The 21246-nt window shown below is 71.7% G+C and carries 17 protein-coding genes and 2 tRNA genes; 10 read left to right on the top strand and 9 right to left on the bottom strand.

The features are described 5' to 3' along the window. Nucleotides 1–206: 206 nt before the first annotated feature. Together tig and ACGFQC_RS01820 are read right to left on the bottom strand one after the other, a co-directional pair. On the bottom strand, nucleotides 207–1604 hold the full coding sequence (gene tig / locus ACGFQC_RS01825) for a trigger factor (RefSeq protein ID WP_363088263.1): 1398 nt from the start codon (nucleotides 1602–1604) through the stop codon (nucleotides 207–209). Between the two features lie 212 nt (nucleotides 1605–1816). Continuing rightward, a tRNA-Pro gene (locus ACGFQC_RS01820) sits at nucleotides 1817–1890 on the bottom strand. 164 nt (nucleotides 1891–2054) lie between these two features. On the opposite strand from ACGFQC_RS01820, the gene ACGFQC_RS01815 reads away from it, so the two are divergent. Next, nucleotides 2055–2125: transfer RNA gene (locus ACGFQC_RS01815), tRNA-Gly, on the top strand. A 163-nt stretch (nucleotides 2126–2288) separates the two neighbouring features. On the opposite strand, the gene ACGFQC_RS01810 is transcribed toward ACGFQC_RS01815, so the two are convergent. Continuing rightward, the gene (locus ACGFQC_RS01810; protein WP_363088264.1) at nucleotides 2289–2483 is read right to left on the bottom strand and encodes a hypothetical protein; all 195 of its coding nucleotides are present in this window, start codon (nucleotides 2481–2483) and stop codon (nucleotides 2289–2291) included. Between the two features lie 420 nt (nucleotides 2484–2903). Between ACGFQC_RS01810 and ACGFQC_RS01805 the strand changes: the two genes are divergently transcribed. Beyond that, nucleotides 2904–4064 (top strand): acyltransferase family protein, encoded by a 1161-nt coding sequence (locus ACGFQC_RS01805; RefSeq protein ID WP_363088265.1) that lies wholly within the window; start codon nucleotides 2904–2906, stop codon nucleotides 4062–4064. 38 nt (nucleotides 4065–4102) lie between these two features. Here ACGFQC_RS01805 and ACGFQC_RS01800 read toward each other — a convergent pair whose 3' ends face one another. Both ACGFQC_RS01800 and ACGFQC_RS01795 read right to left on the bottom strand, forming a co-directional pair. Next, nucleotides 4103–4567, bottom strand: a complete 465-nt coding sequence (locus tag ACGFQC_RS01800) for an HD domain-containing protein (protein ID WP_363088266.1) — start codon at nucleotides 4565–4567, stop codon at nucleotides 4103–4105. A gap of 34 nt (nucleotides 4568–4601) precedes the next feature. Beyond that, the gene (locus ACGFQC_RS01795; RefSeq protein WP_363088267.1) at nucleotides 4602–5786 is read right to left on the bottom strand and encodes a PP2C family protein-serine/threonine phosphatase; all 1185 of its coding nucleotides are present in this window, start codon (nucleotides 5784–5786) and stop codon (nucleotides 4602–4604) included. A 163-nt stretch (nucleotides 5787–5949) separates the two neighbouring features. On the opposite strand from ACGFQC_RS01795, the gene ACGFQC_RS01790 reads away from it, so the two are divergent. Next, nucleotides 5950–6459, top strand: a complete 510-nt coding sequence (locus ACGFQC_RS01790) for a sterol carrier protein domain-containing protein (protein WP_393287517.1) — start codon at nucleotides 5950–5952, stop codon at nucleotides 6457–6459. On the opposite strand, the gene ACGFQC_RS01785 is transcribed toward ACGFQC_RS01790, so the two are convergent. Next, nucleotides 6354–7172 (bottom strand): DNA-formamidopyrimidine glycosylase family protein, encoded by an 819-nt coding sequence (locus ACGFQC_RS01785; protein ID WP_363088268.1) that lies wholly within the window; start codon nucleotides 7170–7172, stop codon nucleotides 6354–6356. The genes ACGFQC_RS01790 and ACGFQC_RS01785 overlap by 106 nt on opposite strands. Nucleotides 7173–7351: 179 nt before the next feature. Continuing rightward, nucleotides 7352–7837: a ribose-5-phosphate isomerase gene (locus ACGFQC_RS01780; protein ID WP_363088269.1), complete on the bottom strand. Its 486-nt coding sequence runs from the start codon at nucleotides 7835–7837 to the stop codon at nucleotides 7352–7354. Nucleotides 7838–8063: 226 nt separating this feature from the next. Here ACGFQC_RS01780 and ACGFQC_RS01775 point away from each other — a divergent pair, with 226 nt between their 5' ends. Then, entirely contained in the window at nucleotides 8064–9518 is a 1455-nt protein-coding gene (locus ACGFQC_RS01775; protein ID WP_363088270.1) for an amino acid permease, read from the top strand. A 407-nt stretch (nucleotides 9519–9925) separates the two neighbouring features. On the opposite strand, the gene ACGFQC_RS01770 is transcribed toward ACGFQC_RS01775, so the two are convergent. Then, nucleotides 9926–10507 (bottom strand): biotin transporter BioY, encoded by a 582-nt coding sequence (locus tag ACGFQC_RS01770; protein ID WP_363088271.1) that lies wholly within the window; start codon nucleotides 10505–10507, stop codon nucleotides 9926–9928. Between the two features lie 457 nt (nucleotides 10508–10964). Here ACGFQC_RS01770 and ACGFQC_RS01765 point away from each other — a divergent pair, with 457 nt between their 5' ends. The 5 genes from ACGFQC_RS01765 (at nucleotide 10965) to ACGFQC_RS01745 (ending at nucleotide 17365) form a co-directional block, all read left to right on the top strand. After that, nucleotides 10965–12341: an amino acid permease gene (locus tag ACGFQC_RS01765; RefSeq protein ID WP_363088272.1), complete on the top strand. Its 1377-nt coding sequence runs from the start codon at nucleotides 10965–10967 to the stop codon at nucleotides 12339–12341. 150 nt (nucleotides 12342–12491) lie between these two features. Beyond that, nucleotides 12492–13133, top strand: coding sequence for a superoxide dismutase (locus tag ACGFQC_RS01760; protein WP_363088273.1), 642 nt, complete (start codon nucleotides 12492–12494; stop codon nucleotides 13131–13133). 199 nt (nucleotides 13134–13332) lie between these two features. Then, nucleotides 13333–15525 carry an MMPL family transporter gene (locus ACGFQC_RS01755; protein WP_363088274.1) on the top strand — a complete coding sequence of 731 codons (2193 nt, stop codon included), beginning with the start codon at nucleotides 13333–13335 and terminating at the stop codon, nucleotides 15523–15525. Nucleotides 15526–15530: 5 nt separating this feature from the next. Continuing rightward, complete coding sequence (locus ACGFQC_RS01750; protein ID WP_363088276.1) at nucleotides 15531–16730, top strand: sensor histidine kinase; 1200 nt, start codon at nucleotides 15531–15533, stop codon at nucleotides 16728–16730. Continuing rightward, a complete protein-coding gene (locus ACGFQC_RS01745; protein ID WP_363088277.1) occupies nucleotides 16727–17365 on the top strand; it encodes a response regulator transcription factor in 639 nt (212 codons plus the stop codon). The genes ACGFQC_RS01750 and ACGFQC_RS01745 overlap by 4 nt, the downstream gene beginning before the upstream one ends. Nucleotides 17366–17759: 394 nt before the next feature. Here the strand turns inward: ACGFQC_RS01745 and ACGFQC_RS01740 are convergent, their stop codons facing one another. Next, nucleotides 17760–18404 carry a DsbA family protein gene (locus ACGFQC_RS01740; RefSeq protein ID WP_363088278.1) on the bottom strand — a complete coding sequence of 215 codons (645 nt, stop codon included), beginning with the start codon at nucleotides 18402–18404 and terminating at the stop codon, nucleotides 17760–17762. Nucleotides 18405–18543: 139 nt separating this feature from the next. On the opposite strand from ACGFQC_RS01740, the gene pepN reads away from it, so the two are divergent. Further along, nucleotides 18544–21150, top strand: coding sequence for an aminopeptidase N (gene pepN, locus ACGFQC_RS01735; protein WP_363088279.1), 2607 nt, complete (start codon nucleotides 18544–18546; stop codon nucleotides 21148–21150). Nucleotides 21151–21246 lie beyond the last annotated feature (96 nt).

The raw sequence follows: 21246 nt of genomic DNA, 5'->3' as shown, positions 1-21246 counted from the left end.
CCGGAGAGGGGAGTGTTCGCCGGGGGCGTAGCCGGGCCGCCGGCGGGGTCGCGCGGATCGTGGACGGGTGCGGGCCGCCCGCCGCCGGTCGCGCGTACGGCGGATCCGCACGCCGGCAGGGCCTCGCACCCCCTCGGCAAGAGGGACGGGCCCCGGGACGAAGTGTCCCGGGGCCCGTCGTACACGCGTCGGAGGCGGCGCGAGGCTCAGGCCTCGGGCTTGTCCTCTGCGGACTCGGCCGCGTCCTCCGTGGTGGCCTCGGCGGCCTCCTCGGTGCCCTCGTCCTCGTCCTCGTCGTCCAGGTCGATGACCTCGCCGTTGGTGTCCTTCACCGTGGCGGACTCGACGACCACGGCCAGGGCCTTGCCGCGGGCGACCTCACCGACGAGGAGCGGAACCTGACCGCCCTCGACGACCGCCTGCGCGAACTGGTCCGGGGACATGCCGGAGGAGGCGGCGCGGCGCATGAGGTGCTCGGTCAGCTCCTCCTGGTTCACGTTCAGCTTCTCGCGCTTGACCAGCTCGTCGAGGACGAACTGGGTCTTGATGCCCTTGACCGCGGCCTCGCGGGTCTCGGCCTCGAACTCCTCGGCGGTCTTGCCCTGGAGCTCCAGGTACTTGTCGAGGGTCAGACCCATCTGGCCGAGCTGGTGGTGCTCCAGGTTGTGCTTGCGGGTGTTGATCTCGTCCTCGAGCAGCTTCTCGGGGACGGGCACCTCGACGAGTTCCAGGAGCTTCTCCAGGACGCGCTCCTGGGCCTGGGTGGCCTGGTCGTACTGCTTCATGTTCGCGAGGCGCTTGCGGCTGTCCGCCCTCAGCTCCTCGAGCGTGTCGAACTCGGAGGCGAGCTGCGCGAACTCGTCGTCCAGCTCGGGCAGTTCGCGGGCGGCGACCTGGGTGACCTTGACGGTGACCTCGGCCTCCTTGCCGGCCGCGGAGCCGCCCTTGAGCTCGGAGGTGAAGGTGGCCTCGCCACCGGCCTCCAGGCCCTTCACGGCGTCGTCGATGCCCTCGAGGAGCTCACCCGAGCCGATCGTGTAGGAGACGCCGTCGGCGACGCCGTCCTCCAGGACCTCGCCGTCGACCTTGGCCTCGAGGTCGACCGTGACGACGTCGCCGTCCTCGGCGGCGCGCTCGACCGGGGAGGTGGAGGCGAAGCGCTCACGGAGCTGCTCGACGGACTTCTCCACGTCCTCGTCACTGACCTCGACGGCGTCGACCTCGACCTCGATGGAGGAGAAGTCCTCCGGCAGCTCGAGGGCGGGGCGGATGTCGACCTCGGCGGTGAAGTTCAGCGTCTCGCCGTCCTTCAGCTCCGTGATGTCGACCTCGGGCTGGCCGAGGACGTCCAGCTCGGCCCCGTTGACCGCCTCCGTGTAGAACTTCGGAAGCGCGTCGTTGACGGCCTCCTCCAGCACGGCCCCGCGGCCGAACCGCTGGTCGATGATCCGGGCGGGGATCTTGCCCTTGCGGAAGCCCTTCACCGTGACCTGCTGGTTGATCTTCTTGTACGCCGCGTCGAGGCTGTCCTTGAGCTCCTCGAAGGGCACCTCGACAGTGAGCCGAACCCGAGTCGGGTTCAGGGTCTCCACGGCGCTCTTCACGGTTCGGTCTCCTTGTGGCTGACTTCTCGGGTTTCGCCGGAACCTGACAGGTCCGGCGACTCGGCGCCCGGGAGATCTCGAGGCCGGTGGGCCGGGACACACGGGCGCGCAGTCTGCATAGTAGCCGCAGCAGCTGTGGCCGCCCAAAAGACGATCCCCCGGTGCGGCGCCGGCACGATCGCGCAGGACGGCGCGCGGATGACGCGGATGAGTCGGGGTGGCGGGATTTGAACCCACGGCCTTCCGCTCCCAAAGCGGACGCGCTACCAAGCTGCGCCACACCCCGTCTGGTGCGACACGTAGGGTACATGCCCGCAGGCCGCCCGGCCGCCGCGTTCACGAGGGTCCGACGGGCCCCGGGTGCGGCGCGCGAGGAGGGTGTGCGACGAGGGGCGCCGACCCGCTACGATGCCTGAGGCGCCGCGGTCGACCGACCTGCGGTCCACGTGTGCGGGCGTAGCTCAATGGTAGAGCCCTAGTCTTCCAAACTAGCTACGCGGGTTCGATTCCCGTCGCCCGCTCTGTACGGCCCGGGGCCGGTCGGAAGTCGTCCTTCCGTCCGGCCCCCGCTGTTCTCCCGGACCGGACCGGACCTCCCGTCACCGCCCCTCGCGCGGGAACGGCGCGGAAGCCGCTGCTCCCTCCCGGCAGCCGCGGGCCCCTCCTGGAAGCCGCCGGGCCTTCCTAGAAGCTGATCGAGTTGATCGTTTCGGCGAGGGAGTCGAGGAAGCGGTTGATCGACGGGGCCATGCCCGTCGAGGCGAGGAAGAAGCCGAAGAGGATCGCGACGACGGCGGGCCCCGCCTTGATCGACCCGCCTCTGATCAGGACGACCAGCACGATCGCCAACAGCAGCACCACTGACAGTGAAATGGCCACAACTGATCACACATCCTCGGTCGGTCCGCACTCCCGGCCCGGGGACGCGACCCGCGCACCCCGCCAGAGACCATCGTGCCACCAACACGGCCTCCCTATGCGGCCGCTGACGCATCCTCGGTCACACCTGTGCACGCCAGATCACTTCGCACCGCCCGTGAGGCCTTGCCGCAGGACAATTCACGGACGCAGTCCGCATACGAATTCACAACTGGCCCGCAGGTAATTCGAATTGCGGGCACATGATCTTCGACGACATCCCACAACCGCCCGTTGTGCACCTTTTAGTCGGGATGAATCGTGACATACAAGGCACCAAAGTGGGTGGCCAGTTGGAACCAGCTGGAAATCGCGAGGAATGAGATCGTGATGACGAGGAAGGTTTTACGGACCGCCACGGACAACGCTAGGGTGCCTCAGATGTTCCACGCCGCTTCGTCTCTCGTGCCGAGTCCCAGCTCAACCCCGAACGAGAAGGATCAGCACCGGTCGTCCCCGGACAGACGGTCGAAGCAGCGTGACGCGTTCTTCGACAACGCCAAGTACCTGGCGATCGTGCTGGTCGCCATCGGTCACTCCTGGGAGCCGCTGAAGGGCGACAGCCGCGTACTTCAAGCCACCTACCAGTTCGTGTACGCGTTCCACATGCCGGCGTTCATCCTCGTCTCCGGCCACTTCTCGCGGAGCTTCGACGGCAGTCCGGCCCGGCTGAAGCGCCTGGTGACCGGTGTCGTCGTGCCGTACATCGTCTTCGAGACCGCCTATCCGCTGTTCAAGCGGGTCGTCGACCACGACCCGCAGGCCGCCGTCACGCTCCTCGACCCGTACTACCTGACGTGGTTCCTGTGCGCGCTGTTCATCTGGCGGCTGACCACGCCGGTCTGGAAGACGATCCGCCATCCGCTGCCGGTGGCCCTGGGCATCGCCCTCCTGGCGTCCGCCGCACCGGGCATCAGCGGCAGCCTCGACCTCCAGCGCGTCCTGCAGTTCCTGCCCTACTTCGTTCTGGGCCTGTGCCTGCGGCCCGAGCACTTCCGGATGGTGCGCAACTGGCCGGTGCGGATCGCGGCCGTGCCGGTGTCCGCCTTCGCGCTGGTCTTCTCCTGGTGGGCGGTGCCGCGGATGGACACCGGGTGGCTCTACCACCGCGCCTCCGCCCAGGAGCTGGGCGTGCCGTGGTGGGTGGGACCCGTCATGCAGCTCGCGCTGTTCGGCTGCTCGCTGCTGCTGACCGCCTGCTTCTTCTCCTGGGTGCCGGGGCGCACGACGTGGTTCACGACGCTCGGCGCGGGCACGCTCTACGGCTATCTGCTGCACGGCTTCCTGATCAAGGGCGCGGACTACCGCGGCCTGTTCGAGCCCGACTGGCTGCACCGGCCGCTCGGCGAGATCGCCGTCACCGTGGCCGTCGCCGCCGCCGTCACCCTGCTGTGCACCAAGCCCGTCCGGTGGGCGTTCCGGGGTGTGATGGAGCCGAAGATGGACTGGGCGTTCAAGCGGGACGCCACCGCTGCCGAGCAGGCCCGCGTCCCGGCGCGGCCGCCGGCGCGGGAGCGGGAGCGGGAGAAGGTCGACGCCTGAGGTCTTCCTCCGGCCTGATCAGGCAGGATCAGGCAGGCTCAGGGAGTCCTGGGAAGGGCCCGGCCGTTCCCGAGGCCGAGGAGCGCGCGCATGCGGGCGTACTTCTCGGTCAGGCGGGTGCGGGTCGGTTCGGCCAGGACGGCCAGCCGGGCCGGGTCGGCGTTGTGCGCCAGGTCGGACTCCTTCACCAGCAGCGCGCCCGGGGTGGCGAGGATGCGCTCCGCGTACGCCTCCGGAGTCTCCCCCGCCCGCTTGGTGACCGCCCCCACGATGTCCTTCGTGCGGTCGCTCAGGGCCGCTCCGCGCAGCCAGGCCTCGGAGAGGGCGTCGTCCTCGACGGCGTCGTGCAGCCAGGCCGCCGCGATCTGGTCGGGGTCGCCGCCCCGGGACCGTACGCCCTCCGCGACGGCCTGGAGGTGCTCGGCGTAGGGGCGGCCCGCCTTGTCGGTCTGGCCCTCGTGGGCCGCGCGGGCGAGGGCCTCGACCTCGGGGATGGTGAGCATGAGGGTTCTTCTACAGCAGCTCGGCCGCCCGGGTCTACAGCAGCGAGGCCGCCTGGGCCGTCGGGCCCTCGCGGCAGACCAGGAGCAGGGCGCGGTCGTCGTTGACGTCCTTGGCGACGGCCTCGATCAGGTGCCAGGCAGCTCCCTGGAAGCCGCCGGCGACATAGCGGTCGGCCTCGCCGGTGAGGCGGTCGATGCCCTCGACGATGTCGCGGTCGGAGGTCTCCACCAGGCCGTCGGTGAACAGCATCAGCACGTCGCCGGGGCGCAGCGAGCCCTTCACCGGGTCGAACTGGGCGCCCTCGTACACGCCGAGCAGCGGGCCCTCCGCGGCCTTCTCCTCCCAGCGGCCGCTGCCCGCGCTGAGCTGGAGGCCCGGCGGATGACCCGCGGAGTACAGCTCGTAGTCGCCGGAGTCGAGGTCGAGGACTAGGTGGATGGAGGTGGCGAAGCCCTCGTCCCAGTCCTGGCGGAGGAGGTAGCCGTTGGCGGCCGGGAGGAAGGCGTGCGGGGGCAGGGAGCCGAGCAGGCCGCCGAAGGCGCCGGACAGCAGCAGGGCCCGCGAGCCCGCGTCCATGCCCTTGCCGGAGACGTCCGTGAGGACGACCTCCATGGTGCGGCCGCCGTTGGTGCGGGCCGCGACGACGAAGTCGCCGGAGAACGACTGGCCGCCGGCCGGCCGCAGCGCCATCTCGCGGTGCCAGCCCCGCGGCAGCGTCGGCAGCTTGCTCTGCACCCGGATGCGTTCGCGCAGGTCGAAGAGCATGGTGCCGCCGCGCCGCCAGGGCACACCGACCCGGCTGCGGAACTGGGCGATGAGCAGGCCGACGAAACCGCAGGCGGCGACGACCAGCACGACGCCCGGCGTGACCCGGGACGGGCCCTCGGTGTACGGGCCGAGTCGCACCGATTCCACGATCAGGGCCGTGGCCGCCGCCGCGTACAGGCCGAGCAGGCTCGCCGGACGCAGCACGAGGCCGCCGACGACGATCGGCAGGACCAGGGCGGCCGGTGAGCACCAGACCGGGTCGGCGAGCGTGGTGGCCGCGATCACCGGGACGGTGAGCAGCAGGCCGGCCAGCGCGATCCAGTCCGAGCCGTCCCCGCGGAAGTAGTCCACGGCGCTTCTGCGCAGGCCGGTGCGGACCCGGTGCACCAGGTGCTTCAACCGGGCCGTCAACGTCTCGGCTTCCGCGCGCCGCTGTCGTCCTGCTGCCATTAGTTCGGGACCCTATCCATCCAACCCATCACTTGGCACGGGAGGTCCCACTTGTCCCCCGTCCGAGGCTCGACTTCACAGTGAACGCCAAGGAAAGCGCTCGCGTCGCCAGGAGGGAGAAATCCCTCGGCTCGTCCCGCATTGCACTGGTAGGCGTTGATCCATGCCGACCGAGGCGGCGGACCGTTCGGGACTTCCTGCGGGTACGGCCGGTGGACCGTGCGGGAATACCTGTGTGCGGCCGGTGGACGTCGGGGCCGTGCTGAAGGCGCGGGCCCACCGGGCTCCGGCTGACGTGGTGCTGGAGGTGGAGGACGCCTTCTGCCCCTGGAACGCCGGGAGTTGGCGGCCGGCCGGGGACACGGAAGGAGACGGCTGCTCCCGTACGACGGGCGGGGCGGATCTCTCCTTTTCCGTACGGGAGTTGGGGCGGCACAGCCCGTACGGGAGTCGGGGGCGGCGCATCTCGACGGCGTCGCCCCCGGCTCGCCGACGTGGGCCGGGCCGGCGCGGGGGACGCGGACGGCAGCGTCGGCGGGGGCGCCGGCGGGGTGCGGGGCGGCCCGGTCAGGGTTTCTGGCAGGTGGGGCACCAGAAGAGGTTGCGGGCCGCGAGGGGGGCGGTGCGGACGGTGTCGCCGCAGAGGTGGCACGGCTGGTGGGTGCGGCGGTAGACGTAGACCTCGCCGCCGTGGTCGTCGACGCGGGGCGGGCGGCCCATCGCCTCCGGGGTGTGCTCCGGGCGGACCGTGTCGATGCGGTTGTCGCGCACGCCCTCGCGCATCAGGGCGACCAGGTCCGACCACATCGCCGTCCACTCGGCGGGGGTGATGTCCCTGCCGGCGCGGTAGGGGTCGATGCCGTGGCGGAAGAGGACCTCGGCGCGGTAGACGTTGCCGACGCCCGCGACGACCTTCTGGTCCATGAGGAGGGCGGCGATCGTCGTACGGCTGCGGGAGACGCGGCGGTACGCCCGCTCCGGGTCGGCGTCCGCGCGCAGGGGGTCCGGGCCCAGGCGGTCGTGTATCGCCCGCTTCTCCGCGTCCGTGATCAGGGCGCAGGTCGTGGGGCCGCGCAGGTCGACGTAGCCGGTGGGACCGGCGAGGCGGAGACGGACGGTGTCCGTGGGCGGGGGCGCGGGAGTGCCCGGGTCGGTGTCGCCGAAGGCGACCTTGCCGAAGAGGCCCAGGTGGATGTGGACCCAGTTGTCCCCGGCGAAGCCCAGGAAGAGGTGCTTGCCGTGGGCATCGGTGCGGGTGAGTTCCGTGCCGGCGAGCAGGGCGGCGGCGTCGGAGAACTTGCCCTGGGGACTGGTCACCCGCGGCGCGCTCGCGACGAAACGGGCGTAGTCCTGGGCCAGGCGGTGGATGGTGTGCCCTTCCGGCACGGTGGGGTCCTCTCGGTCGTTCCTCGTCGCCCACCCGCCCGACTCGGTCCGGCAGGAAGTCCGACTCTGCCCGACGGGAAGTCCGACTCGGCCCGGGGCCCGACTCGGCCCGGGGCCCGCAGGGGTCACGGCCCGGGCCCCGGCGACGGATCACTCCGCCGGAGCCGGCCGTCGTGCGCTCAGGCCTGCGGGTGGTGGGGCGGGATCGGGGGGAGTTCCGAGGTCGTCTCGTAGGCCGCCAGCATGTCGATGCGGCGGATGTGACGTTCGTCGCCGGAGAAGGGGGTGGCCAGGAAGGTCTCGACGAACTTCGTCGCCTCGTCCCGGGTGTGCATGCGGGCGCCCACCGCGACGACGTTGGCGTTGTTGTGCTGGCGGCCGAGTGAGGCCGTCTCCTCGCTCCACGCGAGGGCGGCTCGGACGCCCTTCACCTTGTTCGCGGCGATCTGCTCGCCGTTCCCGGAGCCGCCGATGACGATGCCGAGGGCGTCGGGGTCGGCGGCGGTCCGCTCGGCCGCGCGCAGGCAGAAGGGCGGGTAGTCGTCCTGGGCGTCGTAGATGTGCGGGCCGCAGTCGACCGGTTCGTGACCCGCCTCCTTCAGCCATTCGACGAGGTGGTTCTTGAGTTCGAAGCCGGCATGGTCCGAGCCGAGATACACGCGCATGGCACGAGTGTGACACGGGCGCGGCCGGGTGGCAGCGCCGGGTGTCTCGCCGGAAAAGTGTGAGCAATGCAATAGAAGCTCAGGGAAACCTCAAGTAACAATCCGGAATCAAAGGTTCCCGAATTCATTCACCTCGGATTCACTGGACCGGCTCGTACGCCCCTGTACGGCCCGTACACCGCTCGTACGGGAGTTCCCCTCACGCGGCGCAAAGGAAATCCGTCCCATGACTTCGCAGCCGACCCTGACGAAGACCGGAAACGGCCCAGAAGATCCCGGAGAGCCCCGCTCCGGTCTCCAGGCGGGCCTCAAGAACCGTCACCTGTCGATGATCGCCATCGGCGGAGTCATCGGGGCCGGACTGTTCGTCGGATCAAGCTCCGGCATCGCCACCGCCGGGCCCGGCATCCTCCTCTCCTACGCGCTCGTCGGCACGCTCGTGGTGCTGGTGATGCGGATGCTGGGTGAGATGTCCGCGGCCAACCCGACCTCGGGTTCCTTCTCCGCGCACGCCGACCGCGCGCTCGGCCCCTGGGCCGGTTTCTCCATCGGCTGGCTGTACTGGTTCTTCTGGGTCGTCGTGCTGGCCGTCGAGGCCACCGCCGGCGCGGCGATCCTCGAGTCGTGGATCCCGGCCGTCCCGCAGTGGGGGTGGGCGCTCATCGTGATGGTGGTGCTGACCGCCACCAACCTCGTCTCCGTCGGTTCCTACGGCGAGTTCGAGTTCTGGTTCGCCGGTATCAAGGTCGTCGCCATCGGCGCCTTCATCGTGGTCGGCGGGCTCGCCGTGTTCGGCGTGCTGCCCGGCGTCGACAGCGACAAGGCGGGCGTCGGCAACCTCGTCGACCACGGCGGCTTCCTGCCCAACGGGCCCGGCGCCATCCTCACCGGCGTCCTGCTCGTCGTCTTCTCCTTCATGGGCAGCGAGATCGCGACGCTGGCCGCCGGTGAGTCGGAGGACCCGCAGCGGGCGGTCACGAAGTCCACCAACAGCATCATCTGGCGCATCGCCGTCTTCTACCTCGGGTCGATCTTCGTCGTGGTCACCCTGCTGCCGTGGAACGACCCCTCCATCAAGGAGCAGGGCTCCTACGTCGCCGCCCTGGACTCGCTCGGCATCGCGCACGCCGGTCAGATCATGAACTTCATCGTGCTGACCTCGGTGCTGTCCTGCCTGAACTCCGGGCTCTACACGGCCTCCCGCATGGCCTTCTCGCTCGGTGAGCGCGGGGACGCGCCGAAGGCGTTCGCGCGGACCACCTCGCGCGGTGTGCCGATGGCCGCGATCATCGCCTCCGTGGTGTTCGGGTTCGTCGCCGTCTTCTTCAACTACAAGTTCCCGGACTCCGTCTTCCTCTTCCTCGTCAACTCCAGCGGCGCGGTCGCCCTGTTCGTGTGGCTGGTGATCTGCTTCTCGCAGCTGCGGATGCGGAAGATCATCCAGGCCGAGGCGCCGGAGAAGCTGGTCGTGCGGATGTGGCTGTACCCCTACCTGACCTGGGCCACGGCCGCGCTCATCGTGTTCGTCCTCGGCTACATGCTGACCGACACCGAGCACGACGGCCGTCAGACCGTGCTGCTGTCGCTGCTCGTCGCCGCGGTCGTCCTCGCCATCGCCTTCCTCAAGCAGCGGCTGAAGGCGCGGGACGAGGCACAGGACGAGGCGCGGACCGAGGTGTAGTCCCGGCCGGCCGGTCGCCCCTCGGGGCGCGGGCCGCGGTCCGCATCGGTGGAGGGGCCCGTACCCGCGGGCCCCTTTTCCGTGTCCCGCCGCCAGCCGCAGCCGTCGCGGATCTTGCGGTGGTCCTCGCCCTGGTGGGCGTCGCGCTCCGGGGGCCGCCGGGTCTCCATCAGGTCGCCTCAAGGACAGGGAGGGCTTGGCGGCGGCTCGGCGGCCGGCCCACGTCCCGGACCGTGCCTCGGCCGTTCCCGGCGGGTGCCGCCGGGCTGTGGCGGTCCCGGCGACGGCCGAAGCCCCGGCAGGGGTGAGGCCGCACCGCCCGGACACGGAGGAGGCCCGCCCGGTTCACCTCGCGGTGCGACCGGGCGGGCCTCCTGTGGCGGATGCCCCGTGCGGGGCTGTTCCGCCTAGCGCTTGACGAGCTTCCAGGCGGTGGGCAGCAGACCCATCGCCAGGACGGCCTTGAGGGCGTCGCCGATCAGGAAGGGGGTGAGGCCGGCCGCGATCGCGGCGGAGGCGGAGATGTCGGCGGCGTAGGCGAGGTAGGGCACGCCGACGGCGTAGATGACCGCCTCGCCCACCAGCACCGCGCCCGCCATGCGCAGGACCGAGCGGTCGGCGCCGCGGCGGGCCAGGGCGCCGACCACCGTCGAGGCGAGGACCATGCCGAGGACGTATCCGAAGGAGACCGCGGCGGCGCCGGACCCGCCCTCCGCGAACCACGGGACGCCCGCGACGCCGACCAGGGCGTAGAGGGCGAGGGAGAGGAAGCCGCGCCGGGCGCCCAGGGTGGTGCCGACCAGCAGGGCGGCGAACGTCTGGCCGGTCACCGGCACCGGGGAGCCGGGCACGGGGACCGCGATCTGGGCCGCGAGGCCGGTGAGCGCGGCGCCGCCGAGCACGAGCGCGACGTCCCGGACACGGGAGGCCGGGATGAGGTCGGCGAGGACCCGTCCGGGGCTGACGGGGGTGGCGGCGGCGGTGCTCATGGAATCTCCGCGGAGATAGGTGCGGTCGGGGACACCGTGACGCTATCCCAGCGGACTCGGCCCGATCACCGTCAGCCGTCGACAAACGGGCGAGCGGCGTCTTGGTGGGCTCCGGACAAAGACGGCCGGTTACACGCGGCACGGCGTGACCCTGGTCACTGAGGTGCCGTGGCGGCGGCAACGCGGGGCGGGCGGCGGGCGTCTGTAGGGTCTCGCCAAACGCGACCGTCGGACGGGCGGCGGTCGGACGGGCGGCGGTCGGCGGCTTTCCCGGCCTCCGGCGCGGGGTACCCCGACCGGGCTCTGGAAGGCGACGCCGGGCGCGGCACGCCCGTAGCGGCGTCGGCACGGCGCGTGCCGGAGGTGTCCGGATATTGGGCAGGCCGTCCGTCCGAGCGGACGTCCTGCCCAGACTGTGGGCGTTTTCGCCCTCTCACGCATTGGACGAGCCGCGCCCATGCCCAGCACCACGGTCACGACTCCCCCGGAGTCGGACGACGTCTCCCTCTCGCACGGCCTCAAGCAGCGCCATCTGTCGATGATCGCCCTCGGCGGTGTCATCGGCGCGGGCCTCTTCGTCGGCTCCGGCGCGGGCATCGCCGCCGCCGGTCCGTCGATCGTCCTCGCCTACACCCTCTCCGGCCTCCTCGTCATGTTGGTGATGCGGATGCTGGGCGAGATGTCGGCCGCGTATCCGTCGTCCGGCTCCTTCTCGGCGCACGCCGAGCGGGCCATCGGCCCCTGGGCGGGCTTCACGGCGGGCTGGTCCTTCTGGGTCCTGCTGTGCACCGCCGTCGGACTGGAGGGCATCGGCGCGGCGAAGATCGTCACCGGCTGGCTGCCGGGCACGCCCGAGTGGGCGTGGGTGGCGCTGTTCATGGTGGTGTTCTGCGGGGCGAACCTGGCCGCCGTGAAGAACTTCGGCGAGTTCGAGTTCTGGTTCGCGGCGCTGAAGGTCGGCGCGATCAGCCTGTTCCTGGTGCTGGGCGTACTGGCGATCGCCGGCGTCCTGCCCGGCACCGACTCCCCCGGCACCTCGCACCTGACGGAGTTCCTGCCCCACGGCGGCGAGGGCCTGGTGGTCGGTCTGCTGGCCTCGGTGTTCGCGTACGGCGGTCTGGAGACCGTCACCATCGCGGCGGCCGAGTCGAAGGACCCGGTCAGGGGCGTGGCGAGCGCGGTCCGTACGGCGATGTGGCGCATCGCGCTGTTCTACGTCGGCTCGATGGCGGTCGTCGTCACCCTCGTCCCGTGGGACTCGGAGGCCGTCGTGGAGAAGGGCCCGTATGTCGCCGCGCTCGACCAGCTGGGCATTCCGGGCGCCGGTCAGCTCATGAACGTCGTCGTGCTGGTCGCGCTGCTGAGCGCGATGAACGCCAACATCTACGGCGCCTCGCGGATCGCCTACTCGCTGGTGGAGCGGGGACAGGGCCCGAAGGCGCTGGGCCGGGTGTCGGGCGGGGTCCCGCGCACGGCCGTGCTGGTGTCGTGCGTGTTCGGGTTCGGCTGTGTGCTGCTGAGCTACTGGCGGCCCGACGACGTCTTCTCCTGGCTGCTGAACATGATCGGGGCGGTGATCCTCGTGGTGTGGGTCTTCATCGCGGTGTCGCAGCTGCGGCTGCGCCGACGGCTGGAGCGCGAGGGCGCGCGGCTGGTGGTGCGGATGTGGGCGTTCCCGGTGCTGACGTGGGTCGCGCTGGCCGGGATGGCTGCGATCTTCGTCCTGATGGCGCGGGAGCCCGGCACCCGGGTGCAGCTGTACTCGACGGGCGCGATGACGGCGGCCCTGGCACTCGGCGGATACGCCTGGCAGCGGACACGCGCCAAGGCCTGAGACGGCCGTCAGGCGCAGGGCCCCCGCGTGAGCGACACGTGGGGGCCTTCTCCTTGCCCACGGCCTGTCACCTGCTCACCCCGGCCGCCTTGTTGTTGCTAACCTACACTTGCAACCTCATTGCAATAAGGTTCGGAGGGGAACCCCGCCATGCCCGTCTACACGCTGCCCGACCTGCCGTACGACTACTCCGCGCTCGCCCCCGTGATCAGCCCCGAGATCATCGAGCTGCACCACGACAAGCACCACGCCGCCTACGTGAAGGGCGCCAACGACACGCTGGAGCAGCTCGCGGAGGCGCGGGACAAGGAGCTGTGGGGCTCGGTCAACGGGCTGGAGAAGAGCCTGGCGTTCCACCTCTCCGGGCACATCCTGCACTCGGTCTACTGGCAGAACATGACCGGCGAGGGCGGCGGTGAGCCCCTCGCGGTGGACGGGGTGGGCGAGCTGGCGGACGCGATCACCGAGTCCTTCGGCTCCTTCGCCGGCTTCAAGGCCCAGTTGTCCAAGGCCGCCGCGACCACCCAGGGCTCCGGCTGGGGCGTCCTCGCCTTCGAGCCGCTCGGCGGCCGTCTGATCGTCGAGCAGGTCTACGACCACCAGGGCAACGTCGGCCAGGGTTCCGTGCCGATCCTCGTCTTCGACGCCTGGGAGCACGCCTTCTACCTCCAGTACCGCAACCAGAAGGCCGACTTCGTCGAGGCGATGTGGCAGGTCGTCGACTGGCAGGACGTCCAGCGCCGTTACCTGGCCGCGAAGTCCCGTGTCGACGTGCTGCTGCTCGCACCGTAGGGCGCCGCCCCGCGTCCCGCCTCGTGATCGTCTTCTCACCTTTCACGGCGGCGGGCGGAAGGAAGGAGACCCCCGCGAGGACGTGACTCGCGGGGGTTTTCCCCTCCCCCGGGCTCTCCCGGGTCAACCGATCGGTGGACGGCAGGTTCCACCGGTCACCTCTGCCGGCCGGCCGCCCCCGCCGGCCAGGCTTCGGGGCATGAACTCACTCACTGTGCGCACGGCACGGAGCAGCGCCCGACACCCCTGGCGGGCGCTGCTCGGCTGGCTGCTGTTCGTGGCCTTGTGCCTGGGCGTCGGCAGCGCCGTCGGCACGAACAACGCCCGGACCGCCGACTACCGGGTCGGCGAGGCCGGCCGCGCCGAGGCCCTGGCCGCCGAGGGCCTGCTGGAGCGCAGGTCCACCGAGCAGGTGCTGGTCTCCGCCCGGTCGGGCGCCCTGGACGAGCGGGCCTCGGCGGCGGCCGTGCGGGACCTCACCACCCGCATGGAACGGCTTCCGGACGTGGCGGACGTCGCCGGGCCCGTCCGTTCCGCCGACGGCCGGACCCTGATGGTCGAGATCGCGCTGAAGGGCGAGGAACGGGACGCCAAGGACAAGGTCGACGCGCTGACCGCGCAGACGGCCGCCGTTCAGAAGCTCCACCCGGGCCTGCTCCTGGAGGAGACCGGAAGTCCCTCCATCAGCAAGGGGGTCGACGCCCAGCGGAGCGCCGACCTGGCCCTCTCCGAGAAGATCACCCTGCCGGTCACCCTGCTCACCCTGCTGGTCGTCTTCGGCTCGCTCACCATGGCGGCCGTACCGCTGCTGCTGGCGCTGTCCTCGATCGCCGCGGCCGTCGGCCTGTCGATGGTGGCCTCGCACCTCTCCCCCGACGCGGGCGTCGGCACCCACGTCATCCTGATGATCGGTCTCGCCGTCGGCGTCGACTACACGCTGTTCCACCTGAAGCGGGAGCGCGAGGAGCGGGTCCGCGGCGGGGGCCGCCTGAGCACCGAGGCGCTGGTGGAGCTGGCGGCGGCCACCTCCGGACGGGCCGTCGTGGTCTCCGGTCTCGCGGTCGTCGCCTCCACGGCCACCCTCTACCTGGCGTCGGACGTCATCTTCTCCTCGCTCGCCACCGGCACCGTCGTGGTCGTCCTGGTCGCCGTGGCCAGCTCCCTGACCGCGCTGCCCGCGCTGCTGACCGTGCTGGGCCGGCGGGCCGAGCGCCGAGCGGAGCGGCGGTCCGCACGCGGGAAGCCGGCCCGGCGCACCCGTGCCACCGGCGGCGGCCGCCTCTGGACGGCGCTGCTGCGTCCCGCCGCCCGGCATCCGCTGGCCACCCTGTGCGTGTCCGTCCTCGCCCTGCTCGCGCTCGTCGTCCCGCTGGCCGGGCTGCACATCACGGAGATGAGCCGCGACACGCACTCCCGCGACATCCCCGCGATGCGGGTGTACGACCGGCTCAACGACACGTTCCCCGAGCGGCGCGTCACCCACCAGGTGGTGGTCCGGGCGGACGCCTCCCGTGCCGCCCAGGTCACCGGTGCCCTGCGCGAGCTGGCCGAACGGGCCGACGCCGACGCGCTGTTCACCGGTACGTCCCGGCTGCGCACCTCGGCCGACCACCGCACGAGCACCCTCGAACTGGACGTGCCGCACCTCGGCAACTCCGACGAGGCCTACGCCTCCCTCGACCGTCTGCGGGACACCCACCTGCCCGCCACGGTCGGCCGGGTCCCCGGCGCCGAGTACGGCGTCAGCGGTGACGTGGCCCGCTACACCGACCATCCGGCCCACCAGAACAGCAGACTCCCGCTGGTGCTCGGGGCGTTGCTCCTGGTCACGTTCCTGATGACGCTCTACGCGTTCCGCTCGGTCGTCCTCGGCCTGATCGGTGTCGTACTGAACCTGCTGTCGGCGGCGGCCTCGCTCGGCCTGCTCGTCCTCGTCTTCCAGGGGACGTGGGCCCAGGGTCTCCTCGACTTCACCTCCACCGGGTCGATCGGCTCGCGCGTCCCGCTGTTCCTGTTCGTGATCCTGTTCGGCCTGTCCATGGACTACCAGGTGTTCGTGGTCAGCCGGATCCGCGAGGCCGTCCTCGACGGCACCCCGACCCGGCAGGCGGTGCTCGACGGGATCCGCAGCTCGGCGAGCGTGGTGACCAGCGCGGCGGTCGTGATGACCACGGTGTTCGTGAGCTTCGTCTTCCTGCACATCATCGAGATGAAGCAGATCGGCTTCGTCCTCGCCGCGGCCGTCCTGCTGGACGCCTTCGTCGTACGGATCCTGGTGCTGCCGTCGGCGATGCTGCTGCTCGGCGAACGCACCTGGTGGCCGGTACGGCCCGCGGCACCGGCCGCGCGGGAGCGAACGGCTCCGAAGCGGTCGGCGGTCGACGTACGTTGACCGGTATGACCGTGCTGACCGGCCCCTCCGCCGACACCTTCTGGGCCACGTCCCTGCGCCGCTGGAACACGGTGTGCTGGGTGCTGTTCGCCGCGATGGCCTCCGGGATCGTCGCGATGGGCCGGCCCGGCGGGGAGATGTACGGGGCGCTCGGCCTGCTGGGCTGCGTGGTGCTCGGCTACGCGCTCCTCGACCGCTCCCCCGGCAACCGGGTCGTCCGCCCGCACGGCTACCTCGCCGTGCTGGCGATCGCGCTGGGCGGGCTGGCGTACCTGCGCACCAGCTACGCGGCGTTGTTCATGGTGACGCTGCCGCACTACTGGATGTTCGGGCGGACCCCGAGGATCTCCATGGGGTTCCTCGGGCTCGCCACCTTCACCACGCTGCTGGGCAGTTGGCTGCGGTCGGGCTGGTCGGCGGAGTTCCTCGGCGAGACGGCCGTGTCCACCCTGATCGTCGTCGCGGTCGGGGTGCTGATCGGCCTGTGGGCGCACTCGGTGGTCGAGCAGAGCACCGAACGGGCCCGCCTCATAGAAGAGTTGGAGCGGGCGCAGGCCCAGCTGTCGGCGGCGCACCAGAGGCAGGGCGCGGCCGACGAACGGGAGCGGCTGGCGCGGGAGATCCACGACACCCTCGCGCAGGGCTTCGCCTCCATCGTGGTCCTCGCGGAGGCGGCACGGGCGGGCCTGGCGGCCGATCCGGACCGCAGCGCCCGGCAGTTGCGGTCGATCGAGTCGACGGCCCGCGAGAACCTCGCGGAGGCCCGGGAGCTGGTGAGCTCGGGCGGGAGCCCGGGGCAGACGGCGGCGGGGTCGGTGGCCGGTACGCTGCGCCGGGTGCTGGACCGGTTCGCCGAGGACACCGGACTCACCGTGGACGCCGATCTGGCGGACCCCGAGTGCGACCAGCAGACCCGGATCGCGCTGCTGCGCTGCACGCAGGAGTCGCTGGCCAACGTGCGCAAACACGCCCGTGCCTCCACGGTCGGGGTGGTCCTGGCCCGGCTGCCGTACGGGGTGGAGCTGGAGATCACCGACGACGGCGCCGGGTTCGTGGTGGAGGACTCCACCGGGTTCGGCCTGGACGGGATGCGCAAGCGGCTGGCGGAGCTGGGCGGGCGGCTGACGGTCACCAGTTCGGTCGGCGACGGGACGAGGATCCTGGCGACGGTCCCCCTCGCCGGGGGCACGGAGGGGACGGCATGAGCGGGGCGGGACTGCGCGTGGTCGTGGTCGACGACCACACGGTGATGCGGGCGGGCGTGATCGCGCTGCTGACCGGCGAGGCCGGCATCGAGATCGTCGGCGAGGCGGGCGACGGGCGGGCCGCCCTCTCCCTCGTCGAGCGGTACGACCCGGACGTGGCCCTCGTCGACCTGCGGATGCCGGTGCTGGACGGGGTGGCGACCACCACCGAGATCGTCGCCCGGTATCCGCGCACCCGGGTGCTGATCCTGACGACGTACGACACCGACGCGGAGATCGAGCGCGGGGTGGAGGCCGGGGCCATCGGCTACCTGCTGAAGGACACCACGCGCGAGCAGCTCGTCGACGCGATCCGGGCGGCGGCGCGCGGGGAGACGGTGCTGGCGCCCCGAGTGGCGGAGAAGCTGGTCGCCCGGCTGCGGCGCCCGGCGCACGACCCGCTGACCGCGCGGGAGAGCGAGGTGCTGAACGCGGTGGCGGACGGGCTGACCAACGCCGAGATCGGCAGGCGGCTGGTCATCACGGAGGCCACCGTGAAGACGCATCTGCTGCGCCTGTTCGCCAAGCTTGACGTCAACGACCGGACCCGCGCGGTGGTGGTGGCGCTGGACCGGGGGCTGCTGCGACGGCCTTAGCGGGACCGGGACCGGGGCCGCGCCCGGTCCGACCGGCTCCGAGCCCTCGGGGCAAGCCTTCGATCCGCTCGGCGGGGCCGCAGGAGGCAGGGGACGGCGCCGCTCTCGTCGTAGGGGTCCTGGGCCCGTTCGCGGGCGGGCCGGTGCCGCGAGGGCCGTCGCCGACGGACAGGGGGCTGCCGGAGGGCCGGCCGCCGCGGGCGACGGTGACGGCGCCGAGGGGGATCGCGGTGCGGACGTCGCCCGCCGTCTCGGCCACGGGGTGGTCGTCCTTGCCGCCGAGCCGGTGGTTGCGGCTGCGGATCGAGTGCGGCACCGAGGTGCCGATCTCCGTCCCGAGGACCGCGGTGCCCCCGCGAGCACGGCTCGCGGGGGCACCGCGGTGGGCCGGGCTCTACAGGTTGCTGAAGTCGGGGTCCTTGGTGCGGGACCGCTTGATCTCGTAGAAGCCGGGCACGGAGGCGACCGCCAGGGTGCCGTCCCACAGCCGTGCGGCCTCCTCGCCCTTCGGGGCGGGGGTGACGACGGGGCCGAAGAAGGCGATCTGCTCGCCGTCGGCGCCGGGCACGGCGATGACGGGGGTGCCGACGTCCTGGCCGACCTTGTCGATGCCCTCCTTGTGGGAGGCGCGCAGCTCGGCGTCGAACTCGAAGTTCTCCTGCTCGGCGTACTCGATGAGGTCGGCGGGCAGTCCGGCGTCCTCGAGAGCGCCGGCGATGGCCTCCAGGGTCGGTCCCTCGCCGTTGTTGTGGAAGCGGGTGCCGAGCGCGGTGTAGAGCGGGCCGAGCACCTCGGCGCCGCGCTTCTGCCAGGCGGCGGTCACCACCCGGACGGGCTTCCAGGCCTTGGTGGCGAGCATGTCCCGGTACTCCTCGGGCAGCTCGTCGAGCTTGTCCTCGTTGAGCACGGCCAGGCTCATCACGTGCCAGCGGACCTCTATGTCACGGACCTTCTCCACTTCCAGCACCCAGCGGGAGGTCATCCAGGCCCAGGGGCACAGCGGGTCGAACCAGAAGTCGACGGGGGTCTTCTGCGACATGTCTCTCCTCGGGAGGAAGCGTTTCCCCGGTGAACGCCACGGCACGCGCGGGTCATTCCCCGCTGACGCCGTCAGGGGCACATGGCAGGATCGGTGCTGTCCACAGCCATTGCGCAGACGCATCGAGGGAGTACCGCCCGTGCCCGGTGAGAACCTGTCCCGTGACGAGGCCCGGGAGCGGGCCGCCCTGCTGTCCGTCGACGGGTACGACGTGTCCCTCGACGTGCGGTCGGCGACCGGCGACGGGGGCGGCCGGACGGCCGGTGACGGGAGCGGTGAGCCGCGCACCTTCCGCTCGGTCACCACCATCCGCTTCCGCTGCACCGAGCCCGGCGCGTCCAGCTTCGCGGACCTGATCGCGCCGAGCGTGACGGCCGTCTCCCTCAACGGCCGCGACCTCGATCCCGGCGAGGTCTTCGACGGCACCCGGATCCGGCTGGACGACCTCGCCGCCGAGAACGAACTGGTCGTCGACGCCCGGTGCGCCTACTCGCGCACCGGCGAGGGCCTGCACCGCTTCGTCGACCCCGAGGACGGCGAGGTCTACCTCTACACGCAGTACGAGCCGGCCGACGCGCGCCGCGTCTTCGCGAACTTCGAGCAGCCCGACCTCAAGGCGCCGTTCCGCTTCGAGGTGCGGGCGCCGAAGGAGTGGGTGGTGTGGGGCAACGGCGCCGGCGAGCTCACCGACGGCGTGTGGCGGTTCGCCGAGACCAGGCCGATCTCGACGTACATCACCTGCGTGGTGGCGGGCCCGTACCACTACGTGACGGACTCCTACACGCGCGAGCTGGGCGACGGCACGACGCTGGAGATCCCGCTCGGCGCCCTGTGCCGCAAGGGGCTCGCGCCCCACTTCGACGCCGACGACGTGTTCCTGGTCACCAAGCAGGGCCTGGACTTCTTCCACGACCACTTCGACTACCCGTACCCCTTCGGGAAGTACGACCAGGCGTTCGTGCCCGAGTACAACCTGGGCGCGATGGAGAACCCGGGGCTGGTGACCTTCCGGGAGGAGTACATCTTCCGGGGGAAGGTGACGCGGGCGTCGTACGAGGCGCGGGCCAACGTGATCCTGCACGAGATGGCGCACATGTGGTTCGGCGACCTGGTCACCATGCAGTGGTGGGACGACCTGTGGCTGAAGGAGTCGTTCGCGGACTTCATGGGCTCCTTCTCGCTGGTCGGCGCGACCCGCTTCACCGACGGCTGGATCACCTTCGCCAACCGCCGCAAGGCGTGGGCGTACCGGGCCGACCAGCTGCCCTCCACCCACCCGGTCACCGCGGACATCCGCGACCTCCAGGACGCCAAGCTCAACTTCGACGGCATCACCTACGCCAAGGGCGCCTCGGTGCTCAAGCAGCTGGTGGCGTACGTCGGGCAGGACGCGTTCCTGGAGGGCGCCCGCCGCTACTTCAAGCGGCACGCCTACGGCAACACCCGCCTCGGCGACCTGCTGTCGGTGCTCGGCGAGACCAGCGGCCGGGACATGGCCGGGTGGGCGCGGTCCTGGCTGCAGACGGCCGGGGTCAACTCGCTCACCCCGCAGGTGCTGCTGGACGCCGGGGGCAGCGTCGAGGAGCTGGCGGTGCTCCAGGACGCGGCGGAGTCGCACCCGGAGCTGCGGCCGCACCGGGTGGCGATCGGCCTGTACCGGCGGGTCGACGGGCGTCTGGTGCGCTACGCGCGCGCGGAGGCCGACGTCGAGGGGCCGCGGACGATCGTGTCGGAGCTGGCGGGCGCACAGGCGCCGGAGCTGGTCCTGGTCAACGACGAGGACCTGACGTACTGCAAGATCCGGTTCGACGAGACCTCGCTGGCGGCGCTGCGGGAGTCCCTGGGCGACCTGAGCGACCCGCTGGCCCGCGCGCTGTGCTGGTCGGCGCTGTGGAACATGACGCGGGACGCGTTGCTGCCCGCGCGGGACTTCGTGGACCTGGTGCTGCGGTTCGCCGGGCGCGAGACCGACATCGGCGTGCTCCAGATGCTGCACGCCTGGGCGGACTCGGCGCTGGCGCACTACGCGGCGCCCGACTGGCGGCCGGCCGGCGAGCGGCTGCTCGCCGAGGGCGCGCTGGCGGAGCTGCGGTCGGCGGAGCCGGGCAGCGAGCACCAGCTGGCGTGGGCGCGGTTCCTCGCGTCGGTGGCGTCCGGGCCGGCCGACCTCGACCTGCTGCAGCAGCTGTTGGAGGGGTCGGCGGAGGTCGACGGTCTCGAGGTGGACCAGGAGCTGCGCTGGGCCTTCCTGGAGCCGCTGGCCGCGCACGGCCGTGCCGACGAGGGCGTGCTGGCGGCGGAGCTGGCCCGCGACGACACCGCGTCGGGCAAGCGGCACCAGGTGCGCTGCCTGGCCGCCCGGCCGTCCGCGGAGGTCAAGGCGCAGGCCTGGGTGCAGCTCGTCGAGTCGGACGCGCTGTCCAACGCGCTGGTCGAGGCGACCATCGCGGGCTTCCAGCAGCCCTCGCAGCGCGAACTGCTCGCCCCGTACGCGGAGAAGTACTTCGCGGTGATCGGGCGGATCTGGGAGCAGCGGTCCATCCAGATCGCGATGCACGTGGTCAAGGGCCTGTTCCCGGCGCTGCTGGACTCCCCGCAGACGCTGGCGGCGACGGACGCGTGGCTCGCGGCGCACGAGTCGGCGCCGCCCGCCCTGCGGCGGCTGGTGCTGGAGGCGCGCGACGACCTGGCGCGGGGGCTGCGCGGGCAGGCGTGCGACGCGGCGGGCGGATCCGGCGCCTTCTGACGGCGGCGGTCCGGCCGACGTCTTCTGACGGCACCGGTCCGGCCGGCATCGGCGGACCCCGCTGCCAGCGGCAGACCTCACTGACGGCGGCGGTCC

Source organism: Streptomyces sp. NPDC048734 (assembly GCF_043198675.1).
GTDB lineage: Bacteria > Actinomycetota > Actinomycetes > Streptomycetales > Streptomycetaceae > Streptomyces.
The sequence above is the reverse complement of the archived record's forward strand: the minus strand, read 5'-3'. Positions and strand labels throughout refer to the sequence as shown.